Origin of the sequence: Halorubrum sp. C191, from assembly GCF_002727095.1 — an archaeon.
Classification (GTDB): Archaea; Halobacteriota; Halobacteria; order Halobacteriales; family Haloferacaceae; genus Halorubrum; species Halorubrum ezzemoulense.
Window position 1 is genome coordinate 68,817 of record NZ_NHNZ01000174.1, and the last position, 20,821, is coordinate 89,637.

The 20,821-nt window shown below is 71.2% G+C and carries 21 protein-coding genes; 14 read left to right on the forward strand and 7 right to left on the reverse strand.

Annotated features, from left to right (window positions below; translation table 11 throughout):
* Position 1: 1 nt before the first annotated feature.
* The 4 genes from Z052_RS15725 to Z052_RS15740 form a co-directional block, all read right to left on the reverse strand.
* A complete protein-coding gene (locus Z052_RS15725; protein ID WP_094520875.1) occupies positions 2 to 691 on the reverse strand; it encodes a metallophosphoesterase family protein in 690 nt (229 codons plus the stop codon).
* 92 nt (positions 692 to 783) lie between these two features.
* The gene (locus tag Z052_RS15730) at positions 784 to 1,224 is read right to left on the reverse strand and encodes a hypothetical protein (protein WP_094520876.1); all 441 of its coding nucleotides are present in this window, start codon (positions 1,222 to 1,224) and stop codon (positions 784 to 786) included.
* 31 nt (positions 1,225 to 1,255) lie between these two features.
* Positions 1,256 to 2,167 carry a hypothetical protein gene (locus Z052_RS15735; protein WP_176450717.1) on the reverse strand — a complete coding sequence of 304 codons (912 nt, stop codon included), beginning with the start codon at positions 2,165 to 2,167 and terminating at the stop codon, positions 1,256 to 1,258.
* Positions 2,168 to 2,189: 22 nt separating this feature from the next.
* Complete coding sequence (locus Z052_RS15740; protein ID WP_094520877.1) at positions 2,190 to 3,152, reverse strand: halo transducer protein; 963 nt, start codon at positions 3,150 to 3,152, stop codon at positions 2,190 to 2,192.
* Between the two features lie 206 nt (positions 3,153 to 3,358).
* On the opposite strand from Z052_RS15740, the gene Z052_RS15745 reads away from it, so the two are divergent.
* The 10 genes from Z052_RS15745 to Z052_RS15790 all read left to right on the forward strand — a co-directional run bounded on the left by Z052_RS15745 (position 3,359) and on the right by Z052_RS15790 (position 13,479).
* Positions 3,359 to 4,585, forward strand: a complete 1,227-nt coding sequence (locus Z052_RS15745; RefSeq protein WP_086215726.1) for a PstS family phosphate ABC transporter substrate-binding protein — start codon at positions 3,359 to 3,361, stop codon at positions 4,583 to 4,585.
* A 155-nt stretch (positions 4,586 to 4,740) separates the two neighbouring features.
* Positions 4,741 to 5,874 (forward strand): phosphate ABC transporter permease subunit PstC, encoded by a 1,134-nt coding sequence (gene pstC, locus Z052_RS15750; protein WP_094520878.1) that lies wholly within the window; start codon positions 4,741 to 4,743, stop codon positions 5,872 to 5,874.
* Positions 5,874 to 7,502 carry a phosphate ABC transporter permease PstA gene (gene pstA, locus Z052_RS15755; RefSeq protein WP_089308628.1) on the forward strand — a complete coding sequence of 543 codons (1,629 nt, stop codon included), beginning with the start codon at positions 5,874 to 5,876 and terminating at the stop codon, positions 7,500 to 7,502. Before pstC ends, pstA begins: the two co-directional genes overlap by 1 nt.
* Before the next feature lie 5 nt (positions 7,503 to 7,507).
* Positions 7,508 to 8,440, forward strand: a complete 933-nt coding sequence (gene pstB, locus Z052_RS15760) for a phosphate ABC transporter ATP-binding protein PstB (protein WP_094520879.1) — start codon at positions 7,508 to 7,510, stop codon at positions 8,438 to 8,440.
* 4 nt (positions 8,441 to 8,444) lie between these two features.
* The gene (gene phoU, locus Z052_RS15765; RefSeq protein ID WP_094520880.1) at positions 8,445 to 9,116 is read left to right on the forward strand and encodes a phosphate signaling complex protein PhoU; all 672 of its coding nucleotides are present in this window, start codon (positions 8,445 to 8,447) and stop codon (positions 9,114 to 9,116) included.
* A gap of 1 nt (position 9,117) precedes the next feature.
* Positions 9,118 to 10,143 (forward strand): AbrB/MazE/SpoVT family DNA-binding domain-containing protein, encoded by a 1,026-nt coding sequence (locus Z052_RS15770; protein WP_094520881.1) that lies wholly within the window; start codon positions 9,118 to 9,120, stop codon positions 10,141 to 10,143.
* A 65-nt stretch (positions 10,144 to 10,208) separates the two neighbouring features.
* Positions 10,209 to 11,225, forward strand: coding sequence for a mevalonate kinase (gene mvk / locus Z052_RS15775; RefSeq protein ID WP_094520882.1), 1,017 nt, complete (start codon positions 10,209 to 10,211; stop codon positions 11,223 to 11,225).
* Positions 11,222 to 12,025 (forward strand): isopentenyl phosphate kinase, encoded by an 804-nt coding sequence (locus tag Z052_RS15780; protein WP_049930758.1) that lies wholly within the window; start codon positions 11,222 to 11,224, stop codon positions 12,023 to 12,025. Before mvk ends, Z052_RS15780 begins: the two co-directional genes overlap by 4 nt.
* Before the next feature lie 81 nt (positions 12,026 to 12,106).
* Complete coding sequence (locus Z052_RS15785; RefSeq protein ID WP_089308622.1) at positions 12,107 to 13,150, forward strand: Mrp/NBP35 family ATP-binding protein; 1,044 nt, start codon at positions 12,107 to 12,109, stop codon at positions 13,148 to 13,150.
* Entirely contained in the window at positions 13,147 to 13,479 is a 333-nt protein-coding gene (locus Z052_RS15790) for a hypothetical protein (protein ID WP_049930761.1), read from the forward strand. Before Z052_RS15785 ends, Z052_RS15790 begins: the two co-directional genes overlap by 4 nt.
* 39 nt (positions 13,480 to 13,518) lie before the next feature.
* Here Z052_RS15790 and Z052_RS15795 read toward each other — a convergent pair whose 3' ends face one another.
* Positions 13,519 to 15,462, reverse strand: coding sequence for an aldehyde ferredoxin oxidoreductase family protein (locus tag Z052_RS15795; protein WP_094520883.1), 1,944 nt, complete (start codon positions 15,460 to 15,462; stop codon positions 13,519 to 13,521).
* Positions 15,463 to 15,573: 111 nt separating this feature from the next.
* On the opposite strand from Z052_RS15795, the gene yqeC reads away from it, so the two are divergent.
* Complete coding sequence (gene yqeC, locus Z052_RS15800) at positions 15,574 to 16,305, forward strand: selenium cofactor biosynthesis protein YqeC (RefSeq protein ID WP_089308620.1); 732 nt, start codon at positions 15,574 to 15,576, stop codon at positions 16,303 to 16,305.
* Between the two features lie 34 nt (positions 16,306 to 16,339).
* Here yqeC and Z052_RS15805 read toward each other — a convergent pair whose 3' ends face one another.
* Positions 16,340 to 16,738 carry a hypothetical protein gene (locus Z052_RS15805; protein ID WP_094520884.1) on the reverse strand — a complete coding sequence of 133 codons (399 nt, stop codon included), beginning with the start codon at positions 16,736 to 16,738 and terminating at the stop codon, positions 16,340 to 16,342.
* 128 nt (positions 16,739 to 16,866) lie between these two features.
* On the opposite strand from Z052_RS15805, the gene Z052_RS15810 reads away from it, so the two are divergent.
* The 3 genes from Z052_RS15810 to Z052_RS15820 all read left to right on the forward strand — a co-directional run bounded on the left by Z052_RS15810 (position 16,867) and on the right by Z052_RS15820 (position 19,779).
* Positions 16,867 to 17,184: a DUF5785 family protein gene (locus Z052_RS15810; RefSeq protein WP_049930768.1), complete on the forward strand. Its 318-nt coding sequence runs from the start codon at positions 16,867 to 16,869 to the stop codon at positions 17,182 to 17,184.
* A gap of 445 nt (positions 17,185 to 17,629) precedes the next feature.
* Entirely contained in the window at positions 17,630 to 18,736 is a 1,107-nt protein-coding gene (locus Z052_RS15815; protein WP_094494572.1) for a DUF1611 domain-containing protein, read from the forward strand.
* Positions 18,733 to 19,779: a dipeptide epimerase gene (locus Z052_RS15820; RefSeq protein ID WP_094520886.1), complete on the forward strand. Its 1,047-nt coding sequence runs from the start codon at positions 18,733 to 18,735 to the stop codon at positions 19,777 to 19,779. Before Z052_RS15815 ends, Z052_RS15820 begins: the two co-directional genes overlap by 4 nt.
* A gap of 67 nt (positions 19,780 to 19,846) precedes the next feature.
* On the opposite strand, the gene Z052_RS15825 is transcribed toward Z052_RS15820, so the two are convergent.
* The gene (locus Z052_RS15825; RefSeq protein ID WP_049930773.1) at positions 19,847 to 20,734 is read right to left on the reverse strand and encodes a PspA/IM30 family protein; all 888 of its coding nucleotides are present in this window, start codon (positions 20,732 to 20,734) and stop codon (positions 19,847 to 19,849) included.
* Positions 20,735 to 20,821: the final 87 nt, after the last annotated feature.

A 20,821-nucleotide genomic window follows, 5' to 3' on the forward strand; every position in this document is an offset into this window, starting at 1 on the left:
CTCAGCTCAACTCGGCCACGTCGACGATCTTGGCGTCGCTCCGCCCGACGCCGTCGCGGAGCGCGGGGACCGCCGTGACCGTCTCGGCGCGGAGGTCGTACGCGGTGAGCGCCCCGCCGTAGACGCAGCCGGTGTCGAGTCCGACCGCCCACTCCGAGCGGACCGGCTCGTCGAGCACGGTGTGGCCGAAGAACACTCGCGGCGGCCCGGCGTACTCCTCGTACCAGTACGGCGGATCGTAGCTGCCGCCCGGGGCGAGCGAGCGGGTGTTCTGGAGGTCGTCGATCATGTGCTCGGCGAGCGGTTTCCGCGGGTCGACCCCGCCGTGGACGATCAGGTTCTCGCCGACCGTGATCGCGACCGGCAGCGACTCGATCCACGCGAGGTCGTCGCCGGACAGCGACGCCAGCGACTTCTCGCCGCGCAGCAGCTTCTCCTCGTTGTTCCCCCGGACCGAGAACATGTTGTCCGCGTTCCGCACGCGCTCGACGACCGACGCGCTGTCCGGCCCCTTGCGGACCAGATCGCCGACGAAGGCCACGAGGTCGTCGTCGGTCACCTCGAGCCTCGACAGCAGGCGGTCCAGCGGCTCCGGACAGCCGTGCACGTCGCCGACGACGTACGCGCGGTCGTACTCGTCGAGGTCGATGTCGAGGTGGTGCGGTTCGACGTCCGGGTGGAAGCGACCCATTGCGTCTCCGTACGGGGAGTCGACTGATAAACGCCGCTAAGAGCGGTATATACCGATATATATCCCGGCGCGTCGCGCTCCGGCGAGCGCCGTCAGTCGGGCGCGACGCGCCGACAGCCCGCCTCCAGCCGCAGCGTCGGATCGCCGTCGCCGTCGTTCTCGATCCAGAGTTCGACGCCGCTCTCGTTGGGGTCGTCACAGGGGAGCTCCCGCCGCTCGAACCCCGGCCAGTCCCGCTCGAACCGGGTCCCGTCGACGGTCACGACGACGGTCTCCGGCTCGGCCGATCCCGGGAACGTCGCGTGCTCGTTGGCCTCGTTCTCGTCGGAGAGGCGGTACTGCTTCTCGAACAGCCGCGCTCCGTCGCCGTCGTCGACCGCGACGATCACCTCGTGGGTCTCATCGCGCTCCCCGAGGTAGACGCTCACCCAGTGAGCGGGGGTCGACGCGGAGTCGACGCCCGAACACCCGGCGACGGCGGCGAGGGCAGCAGAGGTTCCGGTGACGAACGCGCGACGTGTCGTGGAGGGCATCGTCTCCGCGTTTCCTGTGAAATAAGTCAAACTAACGATTCGCCGCTCGCGGCCCCGCCTCGTCGAATCGCGACCGCGGCGTTGAGAGTCGCGCGTCCGCCCCCGACTTCATCATCGCCTCCGTGTCGGCCGCTTCCTCGGCGGCGAGCTCCGCGCTCGCCGCTGGGAGCCAGGCCGGCGGCGCGACCTCGGTACCGACGGAGCGGGGCGCGACCGCGTACTCGAACCGCTTGGACTCGCCCCCCCGGACGTACGCGAGCCTGGCCTCCCGGACGACGCCGTTCCGGTCGACGGTCAAGGAGCCCCGGACGTCGGTCGCGTTGCGGACCGCGACGCCCGTCGCGGCGTACCGGATCAGCCGTTCGCCGTCCGCCTCGACGACCCCGACCGCGCGGAACTCGCCGACGGTGAGGATCCGGGAGGCGACCGCCCACATCGAATCGGCCGCGCGGTACCTGGTCGTCGCCACCGACCCGTTGGACGCCTCGAAGGAGACGTCTCTGTTCCGAGCGCTCCGACTGTACCGGACGCCGTCGTCGACGTACACGTCGCTGCGCGTGATGTCGACGTACCCGTTGTGAACGTCGAGCCGGAACCGAGTCCGGTCGCGGGCCGCCTCGTACTCGTAGTCGGCGTACGCGCCGGCGCGGAAGCGCTCGACCGCGGCCCCCGTCGCCGGCTCCGTTCGGAGGAACGCCACGGACCGCTCGCGCGCCGTCGCGACGTCGACCCCGCTCCGCGTGAACCCGTCCGGGAACGCGACGTCGCCGAGCCGCTCGTCCGCGTCCGGCGTCGCATTCGCCGCGGAATCCGCCGGCGAGGCGCCGGGCGATGCGGTTTCCGGCGGCGTCGGCTCGCCCGGGACGAACCCGCCGCACCCCGCGAGCAGGAGCAGGACGGCGACCGCGGTCGCGGCGCGGGCGCGCTGGGAGGCGTCTCTCACTCGTGGTCTCGCGGTGACGGGGTTACTTGCGGCCCGGGCTCACGGGCTCGTCGGCGGGGGCGCCGTCGTCGGACAGCGCCGACCGCGCCGCCGCGACCGTCTCGTCCACGCGCGCCCACGCCACGGGCGGCTCGACCGCGTCGAGTTCCGCGTCGAGCGTGTCGAGCCGCTCGTCGAATCGGTCGTCCCAGTCCGGGCCGTCGGCGAGCGCGTCGGCGTGGTCGGCCACTGCGGCCTCGAGGTCGTCGAGCCGCGCGTCGACGTCGCCCGGGAAGGAGACCCCGTCGCGGTCGGCCCACGCGCGGAGGTCGGCGGCCTCGGCCCGGAGGTCGGCGACGACGAGTTCGAGGACGCGCGTCTGGAGGGTCGCCTCGAACCGCCGTTCCGGGTCGGGGTCATCGCTCTCCCGCAGCGACGCGACGGTCTCGGCGACGGCCGCGACCGACTCCTCCGCAGCGTCGATCTCGTCCACGAGCGCGCCGTGACGTCGGTTGGCCGAGCGGAGCCACGCCTCGAACGCCTCCAGTTCGGTTTCGAGGTCGTGGGCGACGCGGACGATGTCCTGCGCCTCGGTGGTTATCTCGTGGAGGGCAACCGCGGCGCGGTACACCGCCACCGGCTCGGCCAGCCCCGACCGCGCCGCGCCGAGGTCGTCGCCGAGCGCCTCCACCTCCGCACGGAGGTCGTCCAGCCGGTCCCCGAACGCCCGCCGGCGGACAGTGACGACCTCGAGGTCCGGCGCGTCGTCGGCGGCGGCGGTCGCCTCGTCGTGGGTCCGCGTCGCGAGGTCGACCCGCGTCTCCGCTGTCGCGAGTATCTGCGACACGTCGGTGACGCTCGACTCGATCGCCGCGGACGTCACCCTCCCGTCGTCGGTGAAGGGTTCGAGCCAGGTCCGGATCGACTCCGGTTCCTCGCCGGTCCGGTCGGCCACAGACTCGACGAGTTCGTCGAGGGGCGTCTCCGCGGGCGCGCTCTCACTCATACGGCCGGATTCGGCGTAGTACGGTGTATACCTTCCTAAGAGCGGTGTGTTCGGGGACAGAGGCGAACAGAGCGGTACGTGGTGGTATATAGCTGTCAGAACCCTCTCTTGTACTCACCACCGATACTGTGGGCTCTTCGCGTGACAAGAGGTGACTATATTAAAAATATAAACCAGTTTAATAGACTTGCCCGTTGCCACGCCTGATGTCAGACCGGAACTGGGTCGACGGCGGCGTGTCGCGGCGGAAAGTTCTCATCACGTCCGGAGCGCTCGGAACCGCCGGGTTGGCGGGCTGTAGCGGAAGCAGCGACGGCGGCGACGGCGGATCCGGCGGCGACGGCGGCGACGGTGGCTCCGGCGGCTCCGGTGGCGACGGCGACGACGGCTCCGGGCAGAGCACGGCGCTGCTCAACGCCGAGGGCTCCTCGACGGTGTACCCAATCTCGAACACGGGGAGCTCATACTGGAACTCCAACGCCCCGCCGAGCGACGGCGAGTACTGGGGCGCGAACGACGAGGGCTCGGTGCCCGGCTGGGACCAGCTCTCCGCCGACGGCGCGGACGACATGCTCATCGCCGACTACTTCGCAGCGAAGTTCGGCTTCGAGCCGACCGATCAGCGCTCTTCGCCGCCGTTCCCGACGACGGTCGGCCTGAGCCACTCCGGGACCGGCTGTGAGGCCGTCACTGACGGCCTCGTCGACATCGGCAACTCCTCCGGGCCGATCACGGCGGAGCTCGACTGGACCGAGGAGAAGGCCCAGAACACAGTCGTCGACAACGTTGTCGGTCGCGATGGCCAGCCGGTCGTCGTCAGCTCCGACGTCTCCGACGCCGGCGTCGCGCAGCTGACCGGCGAGGAGATCCGCGGCATCTACCAGAACGAGATCACCAACTGGAACGAGATCGACGGGGTCGACTACGATCAGGAGATCTACGCTATCGGCCGCGCCGAGGGCTCCGGGACGGACACCTCGTTCCGCCTGAACATGCTCGGCGCCGCCGACGCCTCGATGTCGGGCGTCGACACGCGGTTCGGGCAGAACCAGCAGGTCGCGCAGGCCGTCTCCCAGAACGAGGGCGCCATCGCGTACATGGCGCTCGCGTTCACCAGCGAAACGGTCATCCCGATCTCCATCGAGTTCGACGGCACGCTGTACGAGACCAGCCGCGACGCGGAGAACACCATCTTCGACAGCGAGTACCCGCTCAACCGCGACCTCCACATGTACACGCTCATCGAGGAGAACAACCCCGAAGCCGGCGGCTACGACCGGCGCGAGGCGGCGTTCGTCAATATGTTCCTCAACGAGTTCGGACAGAGCGTCTTCGTCGAGGGGAACAACTACATCCCGCTCCCGACGAGCGACCTCCAGTCGATGAAAGACAAGGTCTCGTCCGTCGCCACGGAGGATCTCATCTCGCCGTAGTCCGACGACCGACGGTCGATCGACCCGAGACGAGCGTCGTCTCGGCCGACTGACCCCCCGCGACCGCCCGTCTCTCCGCGGCCGCCGGCGCTCACGGTACGGACGAACATGGCTTCTACGACACACAACACGCGAATGCTCTCGATAACAGACAGATGCCAACGGTAACAGACGTGCTCGGCGGGCGACTGACCGACGCACTCGGCGCGCAGCGCAGACGAGTCAGGGAGTTCGTCGACGAGACCGAACCCCCCGCGCTGGCGATCATCTCCGCGATGACGCTGTCGCTTCTGGCCACCCTCGTCGGGTTCCTCGCCGTCTCCGACCTCACCATCGTTCCCTTCGTCGTCTTCCTCACGGCGGCGGGGATCGGCTGGTTCCGGTACCAGGAGGAGACCGCGTACACGATCGCGCTGATGATGACGGTGTCGACGATCCTCATCCTCGGACTGATCATCGTCTTCATCTTCCGCGAGTCCGTCCCGGTGATCCGATACGAGAGCGCGACGGCGTTCGGGATCACGGTCCCCGGCCTGCGGATGTTCATCCAGCCGAACTGGGACGCCGTCTCGCCGCCCATCCGGTACTCGATGGTGCCGATGATCCACGGGACGGTGATGGTGACGCTGATCGCCTCCGCGGTCGCCGCGCCCCTCGGTGTTTCCGCGGCGCTCTTCCTCTCGGAGATCGCCCCCGCGACCGTCCGCGAGGTCGTCAAGCCCGGCGTCGAGATCCTCGCCGGCATCCCCTCGATCGTCTACGGGTTCATCGGGTTCACCGTGCTGGGCCCGTGGGCCTCCGACCAGTTCCAGACGACGGGGCAGGGGTCGTACCTGTTCGTCGGCATCGTCGTCGGGCTGATGGCGCTCCCGACCGTCGTCTCCGTGGCCGAAGACGCGCTGAGCAGCGTCCCGGAGTCGATGAAGAGCGGCTCGCTGGCGATGGGAACGACCGACTGGCAGACGATGACCTCGATCACGCTGCCGGCCGCGTTCTCCGGCGTCTCCGCGGCGGTCCTGCTCGGTGTCGGCCGCGCCATCGGCGAGACGATGGCCGCCACGGTGATGCTCCGCGGCGTGCCTCGCCTCACGGAGCCACTCGTCAACGTCTTCTACGGGCAGGAGACGCTGACGTCGATCATCGCGCGGAACTACGGCGAGGCCGACGGCCTCCAGATGGACGCCTTGTTCGTCGCGGGCGTGATCTTGTTCGTCACCGTCCTCGTCATCTCCATCGGCGCGCAGTACATCGAATGGAGAATGCACAAGCGGCTCGGGGGTGAGGTCTGATGGCGGACGCGAGCCAGACGGACGCCAGGCTCGTCGAGTCGGAGACCACGGAGACGGACGCCGTCGCGGGCGTTGCCGTCGGGCTCTCGGCGGTCCTGTTCGCGCTCGCCGTCGCCGCGCTGTTCGAGCGCGTCAGCCTCACCGGCTCGCTGTTCGGGATTCGGACCGTGACGCTGCTCGGCGGGCTCCTGACCGCGCTCGGCGTCGCGGTGGTCGCCTTCGGCGCCGGCTCCCGTCTGGGCTACGTCGAGACCGACCCCGACCCGAGCGCCGGGCTCGTCGCCGGCTTCGGCGCCGCCGTTCCGTGGGTCGTCGTCGGCGGGAGCGTCGCGAGCCAGACGCTCGGTCTCGGCACGACGGTCGGCGTCCTCGCCGGGACGGCCGTCGGCGGCGGCGCGTTCGCGCTCACCGTCCTCCCCCGCGAGGACGTGGGGTCGACGCTCCCGCTCGGGAGCCTCCTCGCGCTGACGGGGCTCGTGTTCCTCACCGGCGTCATCGGCCCGACGTGGGTGTGGGAGCTGGACTGGGCCCAGCAGGCGGCCCTCACCGCGGAGTTCCTCATCCCCGCGGCGACGCTGTTCAGCGCGCTGTACGGCGGCTGGGCCTCGGCGAAGGCGTACGGTGGCTTCGGCGCCCGCGGTCGGCACATGGGCGCGTACGTCCTCGTGTACCTGAACGCGCTCTCGATCGTCGCTTTCCTGTTCGTCCTCGTCGCCTTCGTGGTCGTCCAGGGGGTCCCCGGGCTGTTGAACGGCGTCGAGATCGGCCTCGGCACCGGGCCGCAGACGACGGTCCTCGGCGTCTCGGTCACGCTGCCGGTGTCCGTCCCGTTCGTGATGAACGGCGTCGCCCTCTTCAACGACTTCCAGGGCGTGTTGCCCGCGATCGTCGGCACGGTCTGGCTCGTCCTCGGCGCCGTCGTGCTGGCGGTCCCGCTGGGCGTCGGCGCGGCGCTCTTCCTCACCGAGTACGCGGACCGCGGTCGGTTCACCCAGGTCGTCGAGATCGCGACAAACGGGCTGTGGAGCACCCCCAGCATCGTCTTCGGGCTGTTCGGCTTCGCCTTCCTCATCCCGCGGTTCGGCAACGGGAAGTCGCTGCTCTCCGGGATGATCACGCTCGGGTTCATGCTCCTCCCGCTCGTGGTGATCACCTCCCGGGAGGCGATGCTCTCCGTCCCCGACGAGTACCGCGACGCGAGCGCCGCCCTTGGGGTGTCGAAGTGGCAGACGATCCGGAGCGTCGTCCTCCCGGCGGCGCTGCCCGGCGTCGTCACCGGCGTCATCCTCGGCGTCGGTCGGATCGCCGGCGAGACGGCGCCGATCCTGCTGACGATGGCCGGCGGGACGTTCGTTCCCGGCTCGCAGACGGTCGACGTCCTCGGGAGCTTCCAGTTCACGTCCGCGCCGCCGTTCGTCGCCAATCCGGCCCTGCTGGAGGCAACCTCAGCGCTGCCGTACCAGCTGTACGCTCTGATTTCCGCCGGCGTGGGTGCCAGCAGCAACGTCGGCAACGCGGACGAGTTCCGCTGGGCGACGGCGCTGGTGCTGCTCGTCGTCGTCCTCTCATTCTACGCGATCGGCATCGCGACGCGCTACTACTTCCGGCGACGGCTCACACACACCTGAATCCGATGAGCGAGAACACCACCCAACAGACCCAGACCGCATCGACCGACGACCGCTCGCCGACCGACGGCCGCTCGCCCACCACGACGACCGGCGAGACCGTCGAGCAGACCCGCGACGAGTGGACCGACTACGAGTTCCGCGGCGACACGAAACTGGCCGTCGAGGACCTCGACGTTCACTACGGCGACGACCACGCGCTGAAGGGCGTCTCGATGGAGATCCCCGAGGAGAGCGTCACCGCCCTGATCGGCCCCTCAGGCTGCGGGAAGTCGACGTACCTCCGGTGTCTCAACCGGATGAACGATCGGGTCAGCTCCGCCCGGATCGACGGCTCGGTGAAGCTCGACGGGCAAGAGATCTACCGGGACGGGGTCAACCTCGTGGAGCTGCGTAAGCGGGTCGGAATGGTGTTCCAGTCGCCGAACCCCTTCCCCAAGACGATCCGCGAGAACATCGCCTACGGGCCAAAGAAGCACGGCGACCTCGACACGGGCCTCCTCGCCCGCCTGCTGAACCGGAGCGACGCCGACGAGCGCGACGCGCTCGTCGAGCGGTGCCTCCGCGACGCGGCGCTATGGGACGAGGTGAGCGACCGGCTCGACGACAACGCGCTCGGGCTCTCGGGCGGCCAGCAACAGCGGCTCTGTATCGCCCGCTGCCTCTCGGTCGACCCGGAGGTCATCCTGATGGACGAGCCGGCGTCCGCCTTGGACCCCATCGCCACGGCGAAGATAGAGGACCTGATCGACGACCTCGCGGAGGAGTACACCGTCGTCATCGTCACGCACAACATGCAGCAGGCGGCCCGGATATCGGACCAGACCGCCGTCTTCCTCACGGGCGGCGAGCTCGTCGAGTACGGCGACACCGATCAGGTGTTCGAGGACCCACACAGCGAGCGCGTCGAGGACTACATCACCGGCAAGTTCGGGTGATCCCATGCCCCGAGAACAGTACCAGGACTCGCTCGACGAGCTCCGGGCGGACGTGCTCGCCATGGGGGATCAGGTGATAGGGCAGGTCGAACGGAGCCTCGACGCCGCGGAGCGCCGCGACGAGCCGCTGGCGAAGAAAGTGGTCGACGCCGACGCCGCGGTCAACGAGACGTACCTGCGCTTGGAGGACCGGTGCGTGGACCTGTTCGCGCTCCAGCAGCCGGTCGCGGGCGACCTCCGACTCGTCACCGCCTCGTTCAAGATCATCACCGACCTCGAACGCATCGGCGACCTCGCGGTCAACCTGGCGGACTACCTCCGGACCGCGACGCGGACGCTCTCGCCGGAGGTTCAGCTCGACGCCATCGGCGAGGCGGCGCGCGACCTCCTCGAACGGAGCCTCGCCGCGTACGAGGCCGAGGACGCGGCCGCGTGCCGCGCGGTCGCGGCCGACGACGACGAGGTCGACGCGCTCTGCCAGCGGGCGAGCGAGAGCGTCACCCGCGATCTGATCGCCGGGACCGACGGGGACGGCTGGGAGGCCGAACGGCTGTTGGACGACGTATCGCGGGTGCTGTTGACGATCCGAGACCTCGAACGGATCGCGGATCACGCCGTGAACATCGCGGCGCGGACGCTGTACATGACCGAAAACGACCCGGAGCTGCTCTACTGAGATGGAGTCGAGAAAGGTCCAAACCGTGGGGAACGGGACGTACACGGTCTCGCTCCCGAAGGACTGGGCGGAGTCGCAGGGCGTCGCGTCCGGCGACACCGTGACGCTCCACGACCACATCGACGGCGTGTTGACGGTCCAGACCGGGAACGGCGGCGACGGCGACCCGCCCGTCGCCCGGATCGAGTCGGCCGACCCGGAGGTAATCGAGCGGGCGCTGCGGGCGGCCTACGCCGCTGGCGCGCGCGAGGTCACGCTCGAACGGGACGAGCCGCTCACCCCGGACCAGCGGCGCGTCGTCGAGCGGGTCGCCCGCAACCGGATCGGGATGTCGGTGGCCGCGGAGTCGGAGACCGCGACGACGGTTCAGATCATGCTGGACTCGACGGAGGTCTCCGTGAGTCAGTCGCTCCGACAGCTGGCGTTCACGGTCCGCTCGATACACGGCGACGCGGTTGAGGCGCTAGCGACGCCGCCCGACTCGTCGCCGATCGGCTCCCGCGACAAACAGGTCGACCGCCTCGCGTCGATGATCGACCGGTCCGTCTCCCGCAGCATGGCCGACCTCGGGGAGGTCGACGCCCTCGGCACGACCCGCCCGGAGCTGTTCGAGTCGTGGACGGCGATGCGGGAGCTGTGCCGCTTCCGCGACGCGGCGGCGGACATCGGGAGCGCCGCGGCGGCCCTCGACGACCCGCCGTCGGCCGCGCGACTGGCGGCGTGTCGCGACTTCGGTCGCACGGTCCGAGAGGTCGTCTCCGACGGGGTGAGCGTCGCCCTCGGCGACGAGGGCGCCGACGTCGCTCGGAGCGCGGTCGGTGAGCTGCGCCGGGCTCGCGACGACATCGACGCGCTCGATCGGGAACTGGACGAGGCGGGCGCGGGGGCGGCGGAGCTCCGCCGCGTCGCGCGCGCGCTACGGCAAACCGCGGAGTGCGGGGGCGACGTGGCGGAGATCGGGCTGCGTCGCGCGGTCCGCTGCCGCGAAACGATACGCGACCGCGACCCGGGACGGATAAACGAGTAGATGTCGGGTCCCGCCCAGACCCGCCAAGCGCAACGCCTGTAAGCGCGGGGGGAGAGGAGACTCGTATGACCGTTTGCGAAGCGCCGGGGAAGGTGTACCTCTTCGGCGAACACGCCGTCGTCTACGGCGAGCCGGCCGTGCCCGCGGCGATCGAGCGGCGCGCCACGGTGACCGCCGAGCCGCGCGAGGACGACCACGTGCGCGTCGAGGCCGAGGACCTCTCTCTGAACGGGTTCACCGTGGAGTACGCGGGTGGGACGAGCGACCGGCCCGATGTCGACGTGCCGACGCCGCTCGTCGAGGCCGCGATGGGGTACGTCGACGCGGCCGTCGAGCAGGCGCGCGAGGCGGCCGACGCGCCCGACGCCGGCTTCGACATCACCGTCGAGAGCGACATCCCCCTCGGCGCGGGGCTCGGGTCGTCGGCGGCCGTGGTCGTGGCCGGTATCGACGCCGCGACGCGCGCGCTCGGGGAGCCGCTCGACCGCCGAGAGCTGGCCGAGCGGGCGTATCGGGCCGAGTTCGAGGTCCAGGACGGGCAGGCCTCCAGAGCGGACACCTTCTGCTCGACGATGGGCGGCGCGGTGCGGGTCGAGGGCGACGACTGCGAGCCGATCGACGCGCCGAACCTTCCGTTCGTCGTCGGGTTCGACGGCGGCGCGGGCGATACCGGCCAGCTGGTCGCCGGTGTCCGCGAACTGCGGGCGGAACACGAGTTCGCCGCCGACACGGTCGAATCGATCGGCGACCTCGTCCGGACGGGCGAGGAACTGCTCGCGGATGCCGACCCCGAGAGCGACCCCGACCCGGCGCTGCTCGCGGAACTCGGCGAGCTGATGGACTTCAACCACGGACTGTTAGCGGCGCTCGGCGTCTCCGCCCGGTCGCTCGACGCCATGGTGTGGGCCGCGCGGGACGCGGGCGCGCACGGTGCGAAGCTCACCGGTGCGGGCGGCGGCGGCTGTATCGTCGCGCTCGACGAAAGCGACGCGACGGAGACCGCGCTCTCGTTCACGCAGGGCTGCGAGGAATCGTTCCGCGCCGAGCTGGCGACCGAGGGCGTCCGGGTGGTGGAGCCGTGACGGGGGGCGAAGCCGTCAGTAACGACGACGCCGGCGGAGAGTCCGCTCCCCCCGTCGTCCTCAAGCTCGGCGGGAGTCTGATCACGGAGAAGAACGAGCCCGAAACCCTCGACGAGGCGGCGCTCCACGCGGCCTGCGACGCCGTCGCGGACGCCCTCGCGGCGGGTACGGCCGACCGGCTCGTCGTCGTCCACGGCGGCGGGAGCTTCGGCCACCACCACGCCAGCGAGCACGGCGTGTCGACGACAGACGGGACGCGGGACGCCGAGGCGGCGGCCGCGATTCACGGGGCGATGAAGCGGCTGAACGCGCACGTGTTGGAACGACTCCGCGAGCACGGGGTCCCGGCGGTGCCGGTTCACCCGCTGTCGCTCGCGGCGCGGGCCGACGGCGCGGACGGCGGGCTCGACCTCCCGCTCGGGTCGACGGCGACGCTGCTCGGCGAGGGGTTCGTTCCGGTCCTCCATGGCGACGGCGTGGCGACGGCGGGCGACGGGGTGACGGTCGTCTCGGGTGACGAGCTAGTCGTCGAGCTCGCGTCCGGACTTGGCGCACGCCGCGTTGGGGTCTGCTCGACGGTGCCCGGCGTCCTCGACGGCGACGGCGACGTGATCCCAGCGATCGACGACTTCGGGTCGGTCGCGGACGCCCTCGGCGCGAGCGACGCGACGGACGTCTCCGGCGGGATGGCGGCGAAGGTGCGGGAGCTGCTCGCGCTGGACGCGCCGGCGTACGTGTTCGGCGCAGAGGGGCTGGTCCCGTTCCTGCGCGGCGAGGGCGCGGGGACCCGGATCGATTGAGCGGGTGACCGCGGGCGCGTCGCAAACGGTGGCGCGCCCCCGTACAGAACCCTTATTCGACCCACGGCCCTCCTCCCCGGCATGAACGAATCGGACGTACGGGAGCGGCTCGCGGAGGTGCGGGACCCCGACCTCGGCGGCGACATCGTCTCGCTCGGGCTGGTGAACGGCGTCGACGTCGACGAGGCGGACGGAACGGTCCACGTGTCGCTCGCGCTCGGCGCCCCCTTCTCGCCGACCGAGTCGGCCATCGCCGACGACGTGCGCGAGGCGCTCGCCGACACCGGGCTCGACGTCGAGCTGTCGGCGTCGATCCCGGACGACCTCTCGACCGAGGAGCAGGTCCTCCCCGGCGTACAGAACGTGATCGCGGTCGCCTCCGGGAAGGGCGGGGTCGGGAAGTCGACGATGGCGGTCAACATCGCGGCCGGGCTCTCCAAACTCGGCGCCCGCGTCGGCCTGTTCGACGCCGACGTGTACGGGCCCAACGTCCCGCGGATGGTGTCCGCGGAACAGCGCCCGGAAACCGACGGCGAGACGATCGTGCCACCGGAGCGGTTCGGCGTGAAGCTGATGAGCATGGACTTCCTCACCGGCGAGGACGACCCCGTCATCTGGCGCGGCCCGATGGTCCACAAGATCATCACCCAACTCGTCGAGGACGTGGAGTGGGGCGAGCTCGACTACCTCGTGATGGACCTCCCGCCGGGCACCGGCGACACACAGCTCACGATCCTCCAGACGCTCCCGCTGACGGGGGCCGTGATCGTCACCACGCCGCAGGACGTGGCGCTCGACGACGCGGTGAAGGGGCTCCGGATGTTCGGTAAACACGACACGAACGTCCTCGGTATCGCGGAGAACATGGCCGGCTTCCGCTGCCCGGACTGCGGCGGCTTCCACGAGATATTCGGCTCCGGCGGCGGGAAGGCGCTCGCCGCGGACCACGACCTGCCCTTCCTCGGCGGCGTCCCGCTCGACCCCGCGGTCCGGACGGGCGGCGACGACGGCGAGCCCGTCGTCTTGGAGGACGGCGAGACCGCAGACGCGTTCAAGGTGCTCGTCGAGAACGTCGCGAACAACGCCGGGGTCGTCCGCCGCCGCGGGGTGAGCGGCGAGCGATGACCGACGCGGACGACGGCGCGGGGGCCGGCGACGAAACCGGGGCGACCGGCGACGACCCGGAGGACCCCCTCGCGGCCGCGGGCGTCGACCCGGTGGTACCGGACGAGGCGTCGGGCGCGGAGATCCCGGCCGACGCGGAGGTGCGGGAGTTCCTCCGCGAGGTGGCGGCGGACGTACGCGCGGAGAGCTCGGAGAGCAAGCAGCTCTCGGCGATCCTCTACCGGGTGTCGGACTTATACGACGAGGAGGAGGAGACGTCGCCGGAGGAGATCTACCTCAACGTCCGGCACATCATGCGTATCAAGGCGGAGGGCGGGCTGCGTCGCTGAGGCCGCCGGAGCGGACGGCAGTCACGTCGCCGGGCGGGGTCAGTCGTCCGCGTCGGCCGCCGGGGCGGAGTCGATCGGGCTATCGTCCAGCGGCGTCGCGTCGTCGACGACGCGCGCGAGCCCGAGCCGCTCGGCGGTCTCCGGCGTCGGGAGCCCCCGTTCGCCCCACCCGCGTGCCGCGTAGTACCGATCGAGCAGGCGGTCGAACGCGTCGACGTCGACGCCCGGCGTCCCGTCGGCCGCGTCGGTGCGGAGCGGCTCAGGGAGCGCGTCGTCCGCGCGGTCGAATCCCTCTCGGGCGTTGAACAGTCGGGTGAGCGTCCAGATGCGCTCGCCGGTCGTCGCGAGCGCGGCGGGGGAGGGATCCGGTCGGCCAGCGTCCCCCGCGTCCCCGCGTTCCGACTCGTCGCGGTGCGGGCCGCCGCAGTCGGCGACCGCCGGGTGCTCGATCGCCGCGAGCCACTCCGCGCCGAGGTCGGCACAGACCGCCTCGCCGACGAAGTCGTCGACGACGAGGCTCCACAGGACCGAGCGCGCGTTCTGCTCCCCGACCACGTCGCGCACCCGGTCGGCGAGGGAGCGGTCGGGACGTGCCAGCGGCTCGCGCTCCTGCGGTCGCGCGCGCCGGTGACACGCGCCGCGGTCGCTCGTCGCGTACGCGAGCGCGACGCCGACCGCCGCGCGCGGGTCGAAGCCGGGCAGCGCCATCGACTTCACCGTCGGCACGAGCGCGTCGCCGCCGAATTGGGCCACCGCGGCGTCGACCCCGTCGGCGAGTGCGTCCGGGAGGTCCGGGTCCACGTCGAGATCGGCCGGGGGGTCGCGGGCCGCGATCGCCTTCAGCAGGTGCTCTGCGCCAGCGGCGTCACCGAAGTCGACCGGGCAGTCGACGACCCCAGCCCGCCCGGCGCGGATCGCCCAAGCGACCGCGCTGCCCGCGCCGATCACGTCGAGGCCGAGACGGTCGCAGACCCCGCAGAGCTCCGCGACGCGGTCGAAGTCGTCGATCCCGAGGCCGGCGCCGAGCGTGATCGGGGCCGCGCCGCGCGGGATCACTTCGCCGTCGGGCGTGTCGATCCGGAATCCGCCGGGGACGCCCGCCGGTCCGCTCTCGGCGCCCTCTCGGCCGTCACCGTCACGGCCGGCACTGACGGCTTCGCGTCCGGCCGCGCGCTCCGCCGCGGCCTCGACGCCGATGTCGTCGACCCCGTCGAAGCCGGTCTCCGTCCATCCCTCGGCCGCGAGGATCCCGACCTCGTCCGCGTAGTCGACCGTCTCGATCGTCTCGCCGGCCGCCTGCCACTCGCCGGTCGGCCGCCGCCCGTACGTCTCGGCGTCGCGGTCCCGGCGGGCGGCGAGGTCGTCCGGGACCGCTGGCGGGGGGTCGCGGGCGACGACGGCCTTCAGCCGCTTCGCGCCCATCACCGCGCCGGCGCCGCCGCGCCCGGCGTGGTGGTCGCCGCCGTCGCTCGCGATCGTCGCGTACGCCGCCTCGCGCTCGCCGGCCGGGCCGACGCAGGCGACGCCGGCGTCCGGGAACCGCTCGGCGGTCTCGGCGGCGTCGTCGCCCCACGCGTCGGTCGGCTTGACCCGGGCGCGACCCCCCTCGACCTCGATCCGGACCGGTCTGTCGGCGGTCCCGGTCACGAGCAGGCCGATGCAGTCGTCGAGCGACCCCGCGAGCCGGACGGCGAAGTCGCCGCCGGCGTACGAGTCGAGGAACCCGCCGGTGAGCGGCGACTTCGTCACTGCGGCGTACCGGGTCTCTCCCGGTAGGAAGCCCGCGAGCGGCCCGACGAGGAACGCGAGGAGATTCTCCGGCCCCGTCGGGTCCGTTCCCGGCGAGAGTTCCTCGTAGAGGTAGCGCGCTCCGATCCCCTTCCCGCCAACGAAGTCGCGTCGCCAGTCCCGCGGGACCCGTTCGCTGGTAGTCTCGCGCGTCGAGAGGTCCACGCGAATGACTCGGGTGCGGTTTCGGCGCATCCGGTTGACCTGCGTGGCGGAGTCGTATCAATTTGTCCGCCGCCGCGACGCCGCCGGTCGGCCGCCCGTCCGACCGCCAGAGTGAGGTTCGATGCGACTGAACGCCCCGGCATGGACCTGACGACCGCGCTCGACGCCCGCGACGCGACCGTTTGCGTCGTCGGCGCAGGCGGCAAGAAGTCGACGCTGTTCGCGCTCGCCGACCGGCTCGACCGGCCGGTCGTGACCGCGAGCGTCCGAATACCGATCTTCGACGACCGGGTCGCCGCGGTGCGCGTGACCGCGGACCCGGTGGCCGCGCTCGGCGAGGCGGGACCCGACGAGTGGCCGCTCGGGCTGGTCCCCGAGCGCGACCGGTCGGACCGGTACCTCGGGTACGACACGGAGACCGTCGCCGAGATCGCCGACGCCGCGCCCGGCGCGACGCTCGTGAAGGCGGACGGGGCGCGCCTCCGCGAGTTCAAGGCGCCGGGCGACCGCGAGCCGCAGATCCCGTCGAACGCGGACATCGTCGCCCCGATCGCGAGCGCGCACGTCGTCGGCGAACCGCTCACGGAGGAGCACGTCCACCGCCCCGAGGAGGTCGCCGCGATCACGGGCCGCGAGATCGGCGACGAGATCCGCCCGGCCGACGTCGCGACGGTCCTCGCGAGTCCCGCGGGCGGGCTGAAGGGGGTCCCCGGCGACGCGACCGCGATCCCGGTCGTGAACAAGGTCGACGACGAGGCGGACGCCGCCGCGGCCCGGGCGCTCGCCGAGGAGATCCTCATGCGCGCGAACGTGCCGCGCGTCGTTCTCACGCGCCTGACCGCGGACGATCCAGTCGTCGAAGTCGTGGAGTAGCGGCGGCGGTCTGGCCGTGCTCGGCCCGGTTCCGTCAGACCGGTTCCTCCAGTATCGTCTCATCCCCGTGCTGGACGACGGCGCGCTCCGGGACGGGAGTCTCCGTGAACGCGACGGCGACCGAGTGCGCGTGGGGCTCAGCGACGTCCGAGCAGCGGCCGACGTCCGAGTCGGGGTCGTCCTCGGAGACGATCCGGAGGCGGAGCGTCCCGTCGTCGAGCGCCGCCTCGAACAGCGTGACGCGTTCACAGCGGCGGGGGCCGTCGAGGAGCGATCCCGCCACGACCAGCCGCGGCGTATCTTCGTCGAGGCGCCGGCGAACCTCGGCGACGTCGATTTCCGCCGGGTCATCGCTCCACGGCGGGGTGGGACACCCTGCGAGCGCGGCGGTCGAGACGGCGGCCGCGGACGCGAGGAGGGCTCTGCGTCGCATGCCCGGAGCGACGCGGAGGGCCGTGAAGTGTTTCCGTGGTCGGGGGTGGGGTCGAGCGGCTCGGGAGGAGTGGCCGCCGCCACCACCGCATCCGAAACCACTATCCCCGATCCGGCGAACTTCCGGGTATGGACTGGCCACACGACCCCGACGGCGAGCAGGGGAGCGAGGGCATGCGGCAGTACGGCCACGCCGTGCTCGCGAAGAAGGTCAACGAGGATGAGGACTTTCCGCTGACCGCCGCGGAGTACGTCGAGCAGTACGGCGACCACCCGATCCGGATCGACTACGAGACGGTCGTCTCCGTCGAGGAGATATTCGAGAACGTCGAGCAGGAGGAGTTCGCGGACTTCGTCGAGTTCCACCAGGAGCTCGGCCGCGCGATGCGGGAGAACGGATACTGGTTCTACGAGGGCGCCGACCAGTTCGTGGACGGCAGCGCCTGACTGCTCGAACACTCGTTCCGGCGTCGTTCTCTTTCCCGAAGCCTCGGCTGTTCTGCGATACGTCGTCGCCACCGCGAGGAGCACTTCCGAAGCCCCAGCCGCGAGGCGGGCGCACGCTCGCTGTGCGCTTCGGTCGCTCGCGCTGCTCTCCCTCCAGTGCTTGCGCCACCTGCGCCCGCCTCGCGACTGCCCCTTCGAGTCCCGTCCCGCACCGCGACCGCACCTCACACCTCCCCAGCCTCGTCGACCGGCCGGAGCAACGCGGAGGGCGGTCGACTCCAGCGAGGGACCGAAGGTCCCTCTGGCAGCCGGCGCTACGCGCCGGCGACCTCGCGCGTGCGACTCGCGCCCTTCGGGCGCTCGTCGGCACGCGCCACCGCGGTTCGTTCGTATCGCTTGGCCGGCCCTCGACTCTTTTAAGAACGCGGGGGGCGAGCGAGCCACCATGGACCACGAGCGGATCGCCGTCCTCGCCCACGAGAAGTTCCCCGACCGCGCGAAGACCGCGCTCGGCGTGCTGCGCTACGGCGACCAAGACGTCCGGGCCGTCCTCGACCGCGACCGCGCCGGCGACCGCGTGAGCGATCACGTCGCGGACGTGGGGGACGCGCCGATCGTCGCGTCGTTCGAGGAGGCGCACGCGGCGGCCGACGGCGACCTCGACGCCTTGTACATCGGAATCGCGCCGATCGGCGGCGGCTTCGACGAGTCGTGGCGGTCGGACGTCGAGGCCGCGATCGAGGCGGGCTGTGACGTGGTGAGCGGTCTCCACTACTTCCTGAACGAGGACGAGGAGCTGGCCGCGCTCGCGGACGACCACGGTGTCGACCTCGTCGACGTGCGCGAGCCGGACGACGACCTCACGGTCGCGACGGGCGCGTCCGGCGACGTGGACGCCGACGTGCTGCTCACTGTCGGGACCGACTGCTCGGTCGGGAAGATGACCGCCTCGCTGGAGATCGTCGCGGCCGCCCGCGAGCGCGGCATCGACGCCGCGTTCGTCCCGACCGGCCAGACCGGGATCATGATCGCCGGCTGGGGGAACCCGATCGACCGCGTCGTCTCCGACTTCGCCGCCGGCGCGGTCGAGGACATGCTCGCCGAGGTCGGCGACGACCACGACCTCCTCGTCGTCGAGGGGCAGGGGAGCATCGTCCACCCCGCCTACTCGGCGGTCACCTGCGGCATCCTCCACGGGTCGATGGCCGACGGGCTCGTCCTCTGTCACGCCGCGGGCCGCGAGGTCGTCCACGGTTACGAGGAGTTCGCCCTCCCGCCGCTCGCCGACTACGTCGACCTCTACCAGGACTTGGCGGCGCCCGTCCACGAGGCGAGCGTCGTCGCGGGGGCGGTGAACACGAAGGACATCGACGAGGACGAGGCGGCCGCCGAGGCGGTCGCCGCGTTCGCCGACGAGACCGGGGTTCCCGCGATCGACCCGGTACGCCACGGCGCGGACGCCGTCGTCGACGCCGCCCTCGACGCCGGACTGGGCGCGGTCGACGCCGCGGACGCCGACTCGGAGGTCGACGGGGAGGAAGCGGCCGAATGAGCCTCGACACCGAGTTCGAGCGGGTGTCGCTGCCGCTCGAGAACGCGTTCACCATCTCGCGGGGGACGCAGACGGCGGCCGAGAACGTGGTCGTCCGCGTGACGGACGACGCGGGGATGACCGGGGTCGGCGGCGCGGCGCCGTCGACCCACTACGGCGAGACGGCCGACACGGTCGTGGCGGTCATGCCGGACCTCCTCGACGCCGTCGAGCGCGTCGGCGACCCCCACGCAGTCCGCGAGATCGAGACCGAGCTGCGGGCGGTCGTGAACGGGAACCCCGCCGCCCGCTGTGCCGTCTCGATCGCCGTCCACGACCTCGCCGCGAAGCGGCTCGGCGTCCCCCTCCACCGCCTGTGGGGGCTCGACCCGAGCGACGCGCCGAAGACGTCGTTCACCGTCGGACTCGACGAGACCGACCGCGTCCGCGAGAAGGCCGCCGACGCCGTCGCGGCGGGCCACGACGTGTTGAAGCTTAAGCTCGGGACCGACCGCGACCGCGAGCTGGTCGACGCCGTCCGCGAGGCGGCGCCCGACGCGCGGCTCCGGGTCGACGCGAACGAGGCGTGGACGCCGAAGGAGGCGGTCGCGAAGAGCGCGTGGCTCGCCGACCGCGACGTGGAGTTCGTCGAGCAGCCCGTCTCGGCCGACGACCCCGAGGGGCTCCGGTACGTCTACGAGCGGTCGGAACTCCCGATCGCCGCCGACGAGTCCTGCGTGACCGCGGCGGACGTGCCCGCGATCGCCGACCGCTGCGACATCGCGAACCTGAAGCTGATGAAGGCCGGGAGCCTCTCCGAGGCCCGGCGGGTGATCGCCGCCGCGCGAGCGCACGGGCTGGAGGTGATGTGCGGCTGTATGATCGAGTCGAACGCCTCCATCGCGGCCGCCGCGCAGCTCGCGCCCCTCCTCGATTACGCCGATATCGACGGGTCGCTGCTGCTCGACGACGACCCGTACGAGGGTATCGACCTCCCGGACGGTGAGATCCGGCTCGCCGATCAGGACCGCGCGGGGACCGGCGCGCGCCCGGCGTCGGAGTGAACCGAGTCTGAGGCGGGGACGAGAGGGACGGGGACCGCGGGGACCGAGCGCAGATCTGCTGGGGACCTCAGTTCCGCTTCTCGTCGGCTTGAGACTCCGACTCCTCTAGCTCAACGTCGAGCTCCTCGTCGAGGTCGGCGTTCGCATCACCGTCAAGATCGCTCTCTAAGTCGTCGGCGTCGATCTCCGACTCGATGTCCTCCAGTTCGGCGTCGACGTCCTCGTCGCTGACGGCGGCGTCGCCGTTCGACGACTCGCCCTTGCCGAGCTCGCCCTTCAGCGTCTCCAGCTCGGCGTCGACCTCGCTGTTCGTCGAGAGGCTCTCCAGCTCGCGGTCGATGCTGTCCTTGTCGGAGAGCGCGTCTTCGAACGCGCCGGAGTCCTCCAGCTCGTCCATCGCCTCCGAGCGCGCCTCCATCTCCTCGGTGCGCTCCTCGGCGCGCTCGATGGAGCGGCTCACGTCCTCCATCTCGTCGCCGACGCCCGTCATCGCCTCGGAGACGCGGGTGGACGCCTCGGCCGCCTCGTAGCGGGCCTTCATCGTCTCCTTCTTGGTGCGGAACTCCTCGATGCGGTTCTGGAGCTTGTTCTTCTTCTCGACGAGCTGCTCTTGGGTGTTGTTCAGGTCGGCGATCTGCCCTTCGAGCTCCTCGATCTGGGTCATCTTCGACTTCTTCTTCTCGAGGGCCTTGCGCGCGAGGTCGTCGCGGTCCTGCTGGACCGCCTCGCGAGCCTGTCGGTTGTGCTTCTCGACGTTCTCCTCGAGCTTGCGCTTCTGGATCTCCAGGCGCTTCTTCTGGGTCGTCAGGTCGGCGATCCCCTGTTTGACATCTTGGAGTTCGTCGCGCATCTGTTCGTACGAGTAGTCGAGCGATTCCGTCGGGTCCTCCGCCCGGTTGAGGAGGGCGTTCACCTTCGAGCGGACGACGTAGGAGGCGCGCGAGAGGATTCCCATACCACATCGTACGCGTTCCACCCGTTAAAACCTCATGCGGTTCGCGGCGCCAGCGCGGGCAACGCGCCGGAGACACCGCCGTCGTCG

Coding starts and splice junctions, on each gene's coding strand:
- Z052_RS15790 (WP_049930761.1), top strand. CDS start 13,147: ATGACCGACGCGGACGACGGCGCGGGGGCCGGCGACGAAACCGGGGCG.
- pstB (WP_094520879.1), top strand. CDS start 7,508: ATGAGCGAGAACACCACCCAACAGACCCAGACCGCATCGACCGACGAC.
- Z052_RS15740 (WP_094520877.1), bottom strand. CDS start 3,152: ATGAGTGAGAGCGCGCCCGCGGAGACGCCCCTCGACGAACTCGTCGAG.
- Z052_RS15725 (WP_094520875.1), bottom strand. CDS start 691: ATGGGTCGCTTCCACCCGGACGTCGAACCGCACCACCTCGACATCGAC.
- Z052_RS15825 (WP_049930773.1), bottom strand. CDS start 20,734: ATGGGAATCCTCTCGCGCGCCTCCTACGTCGTCCGCTCGAAGGTGAAC.
- Z052_RS15785 (WP_089308622.1), top strand. CDS start 12,107: ATGAACGAATCGGACGTACGGGAGCGGCTCGCGGAGGTGCGGGACCCC.
- Z052_RS15810 (WP_049930768.1), top strand. CDS start 16,867: ATGGACTGGCCACACGACCCCGACGGCGAGCAGGGGAGCGAGGGCATG.
- Z052_RS15815 (WP_094494572.1), top strand. CDS start 17,630: ATGGACCACGAGCGGATCGCCGTCCTCGCCCACGAGAAGTTCCCCGAC.
- pstA (WP_089308628.1), top strand. CDS start 5,874: ATGGCGGACGCGAGCCAGACGGACGCCAGGCTCGTCGAGTCGGAGACC.
- pstC (WP_094520878.1), top strand. CDS start 4,741: ATGCCAACGGTAACAGACGTGCTCGGCGGGCGACTGACCGACGCACTC.
- Z052_RS15770 (WP_094520881.1), top strand. CDS start 9,118: ATGGAGTCGAGAAAGGTCCAAACCGTGGGGAACGGGACGTACACGGTC.
- yqeC (WP_089308620.1), top strand. CDS start 15,574: ATGGACCTGACGACCGCGCTCGACGCCCGCGACGCGACCGTTTGCGTC.
- Z052_RS15805 (WP_094520884.1), bottom strand. CDS start 16,738: ATGCGACGCAGAGCCCTCCTCGCGTCCGCGGCCGCCGTCTCGACCGCC.
- Z052_RS15795 (WP_094520883.1), bottom strand. CDS start 15,462: ATGCGCCGAAACCGCACCCGAGTCATTCGCGTGGACCTCTCGACGCGC.
- Z052_RS15820 (WP_094520886.1), top strand. CDS start 18,733: ATGAGCCTCGACACCGAGTTCGAGCGGGTGTCGCTGCCGCTCGAGAAC.
- Z052_RS15730 (WP_094520876.1), bottom strand. CDS start 1,224: ATGCCCTCCACGACACGTCGCGCGTTCGTCACCGGAACCTCTGCTGCC.
- Z052_RS15745 (WP_086215726.1), top strand. CDS start 3,359: ATGTCAGACCGGAACTGGGTCGACGGCGGCGTGTCGCGGCGGAAAGTT.
- phoU (WP_094520880.1), top strand. CDS start 8,445: ATGCCCCGAGAACAGTACCAGGACTCGCTCGACGAGCTCCGGGCGGAC.
- mvk (WP_094520882.1), top strand. CDS start 10,209: ATGACCGTTTGCGAAGCGCCGGGGAAGGTGTACCTCTTCGGCGAACAC.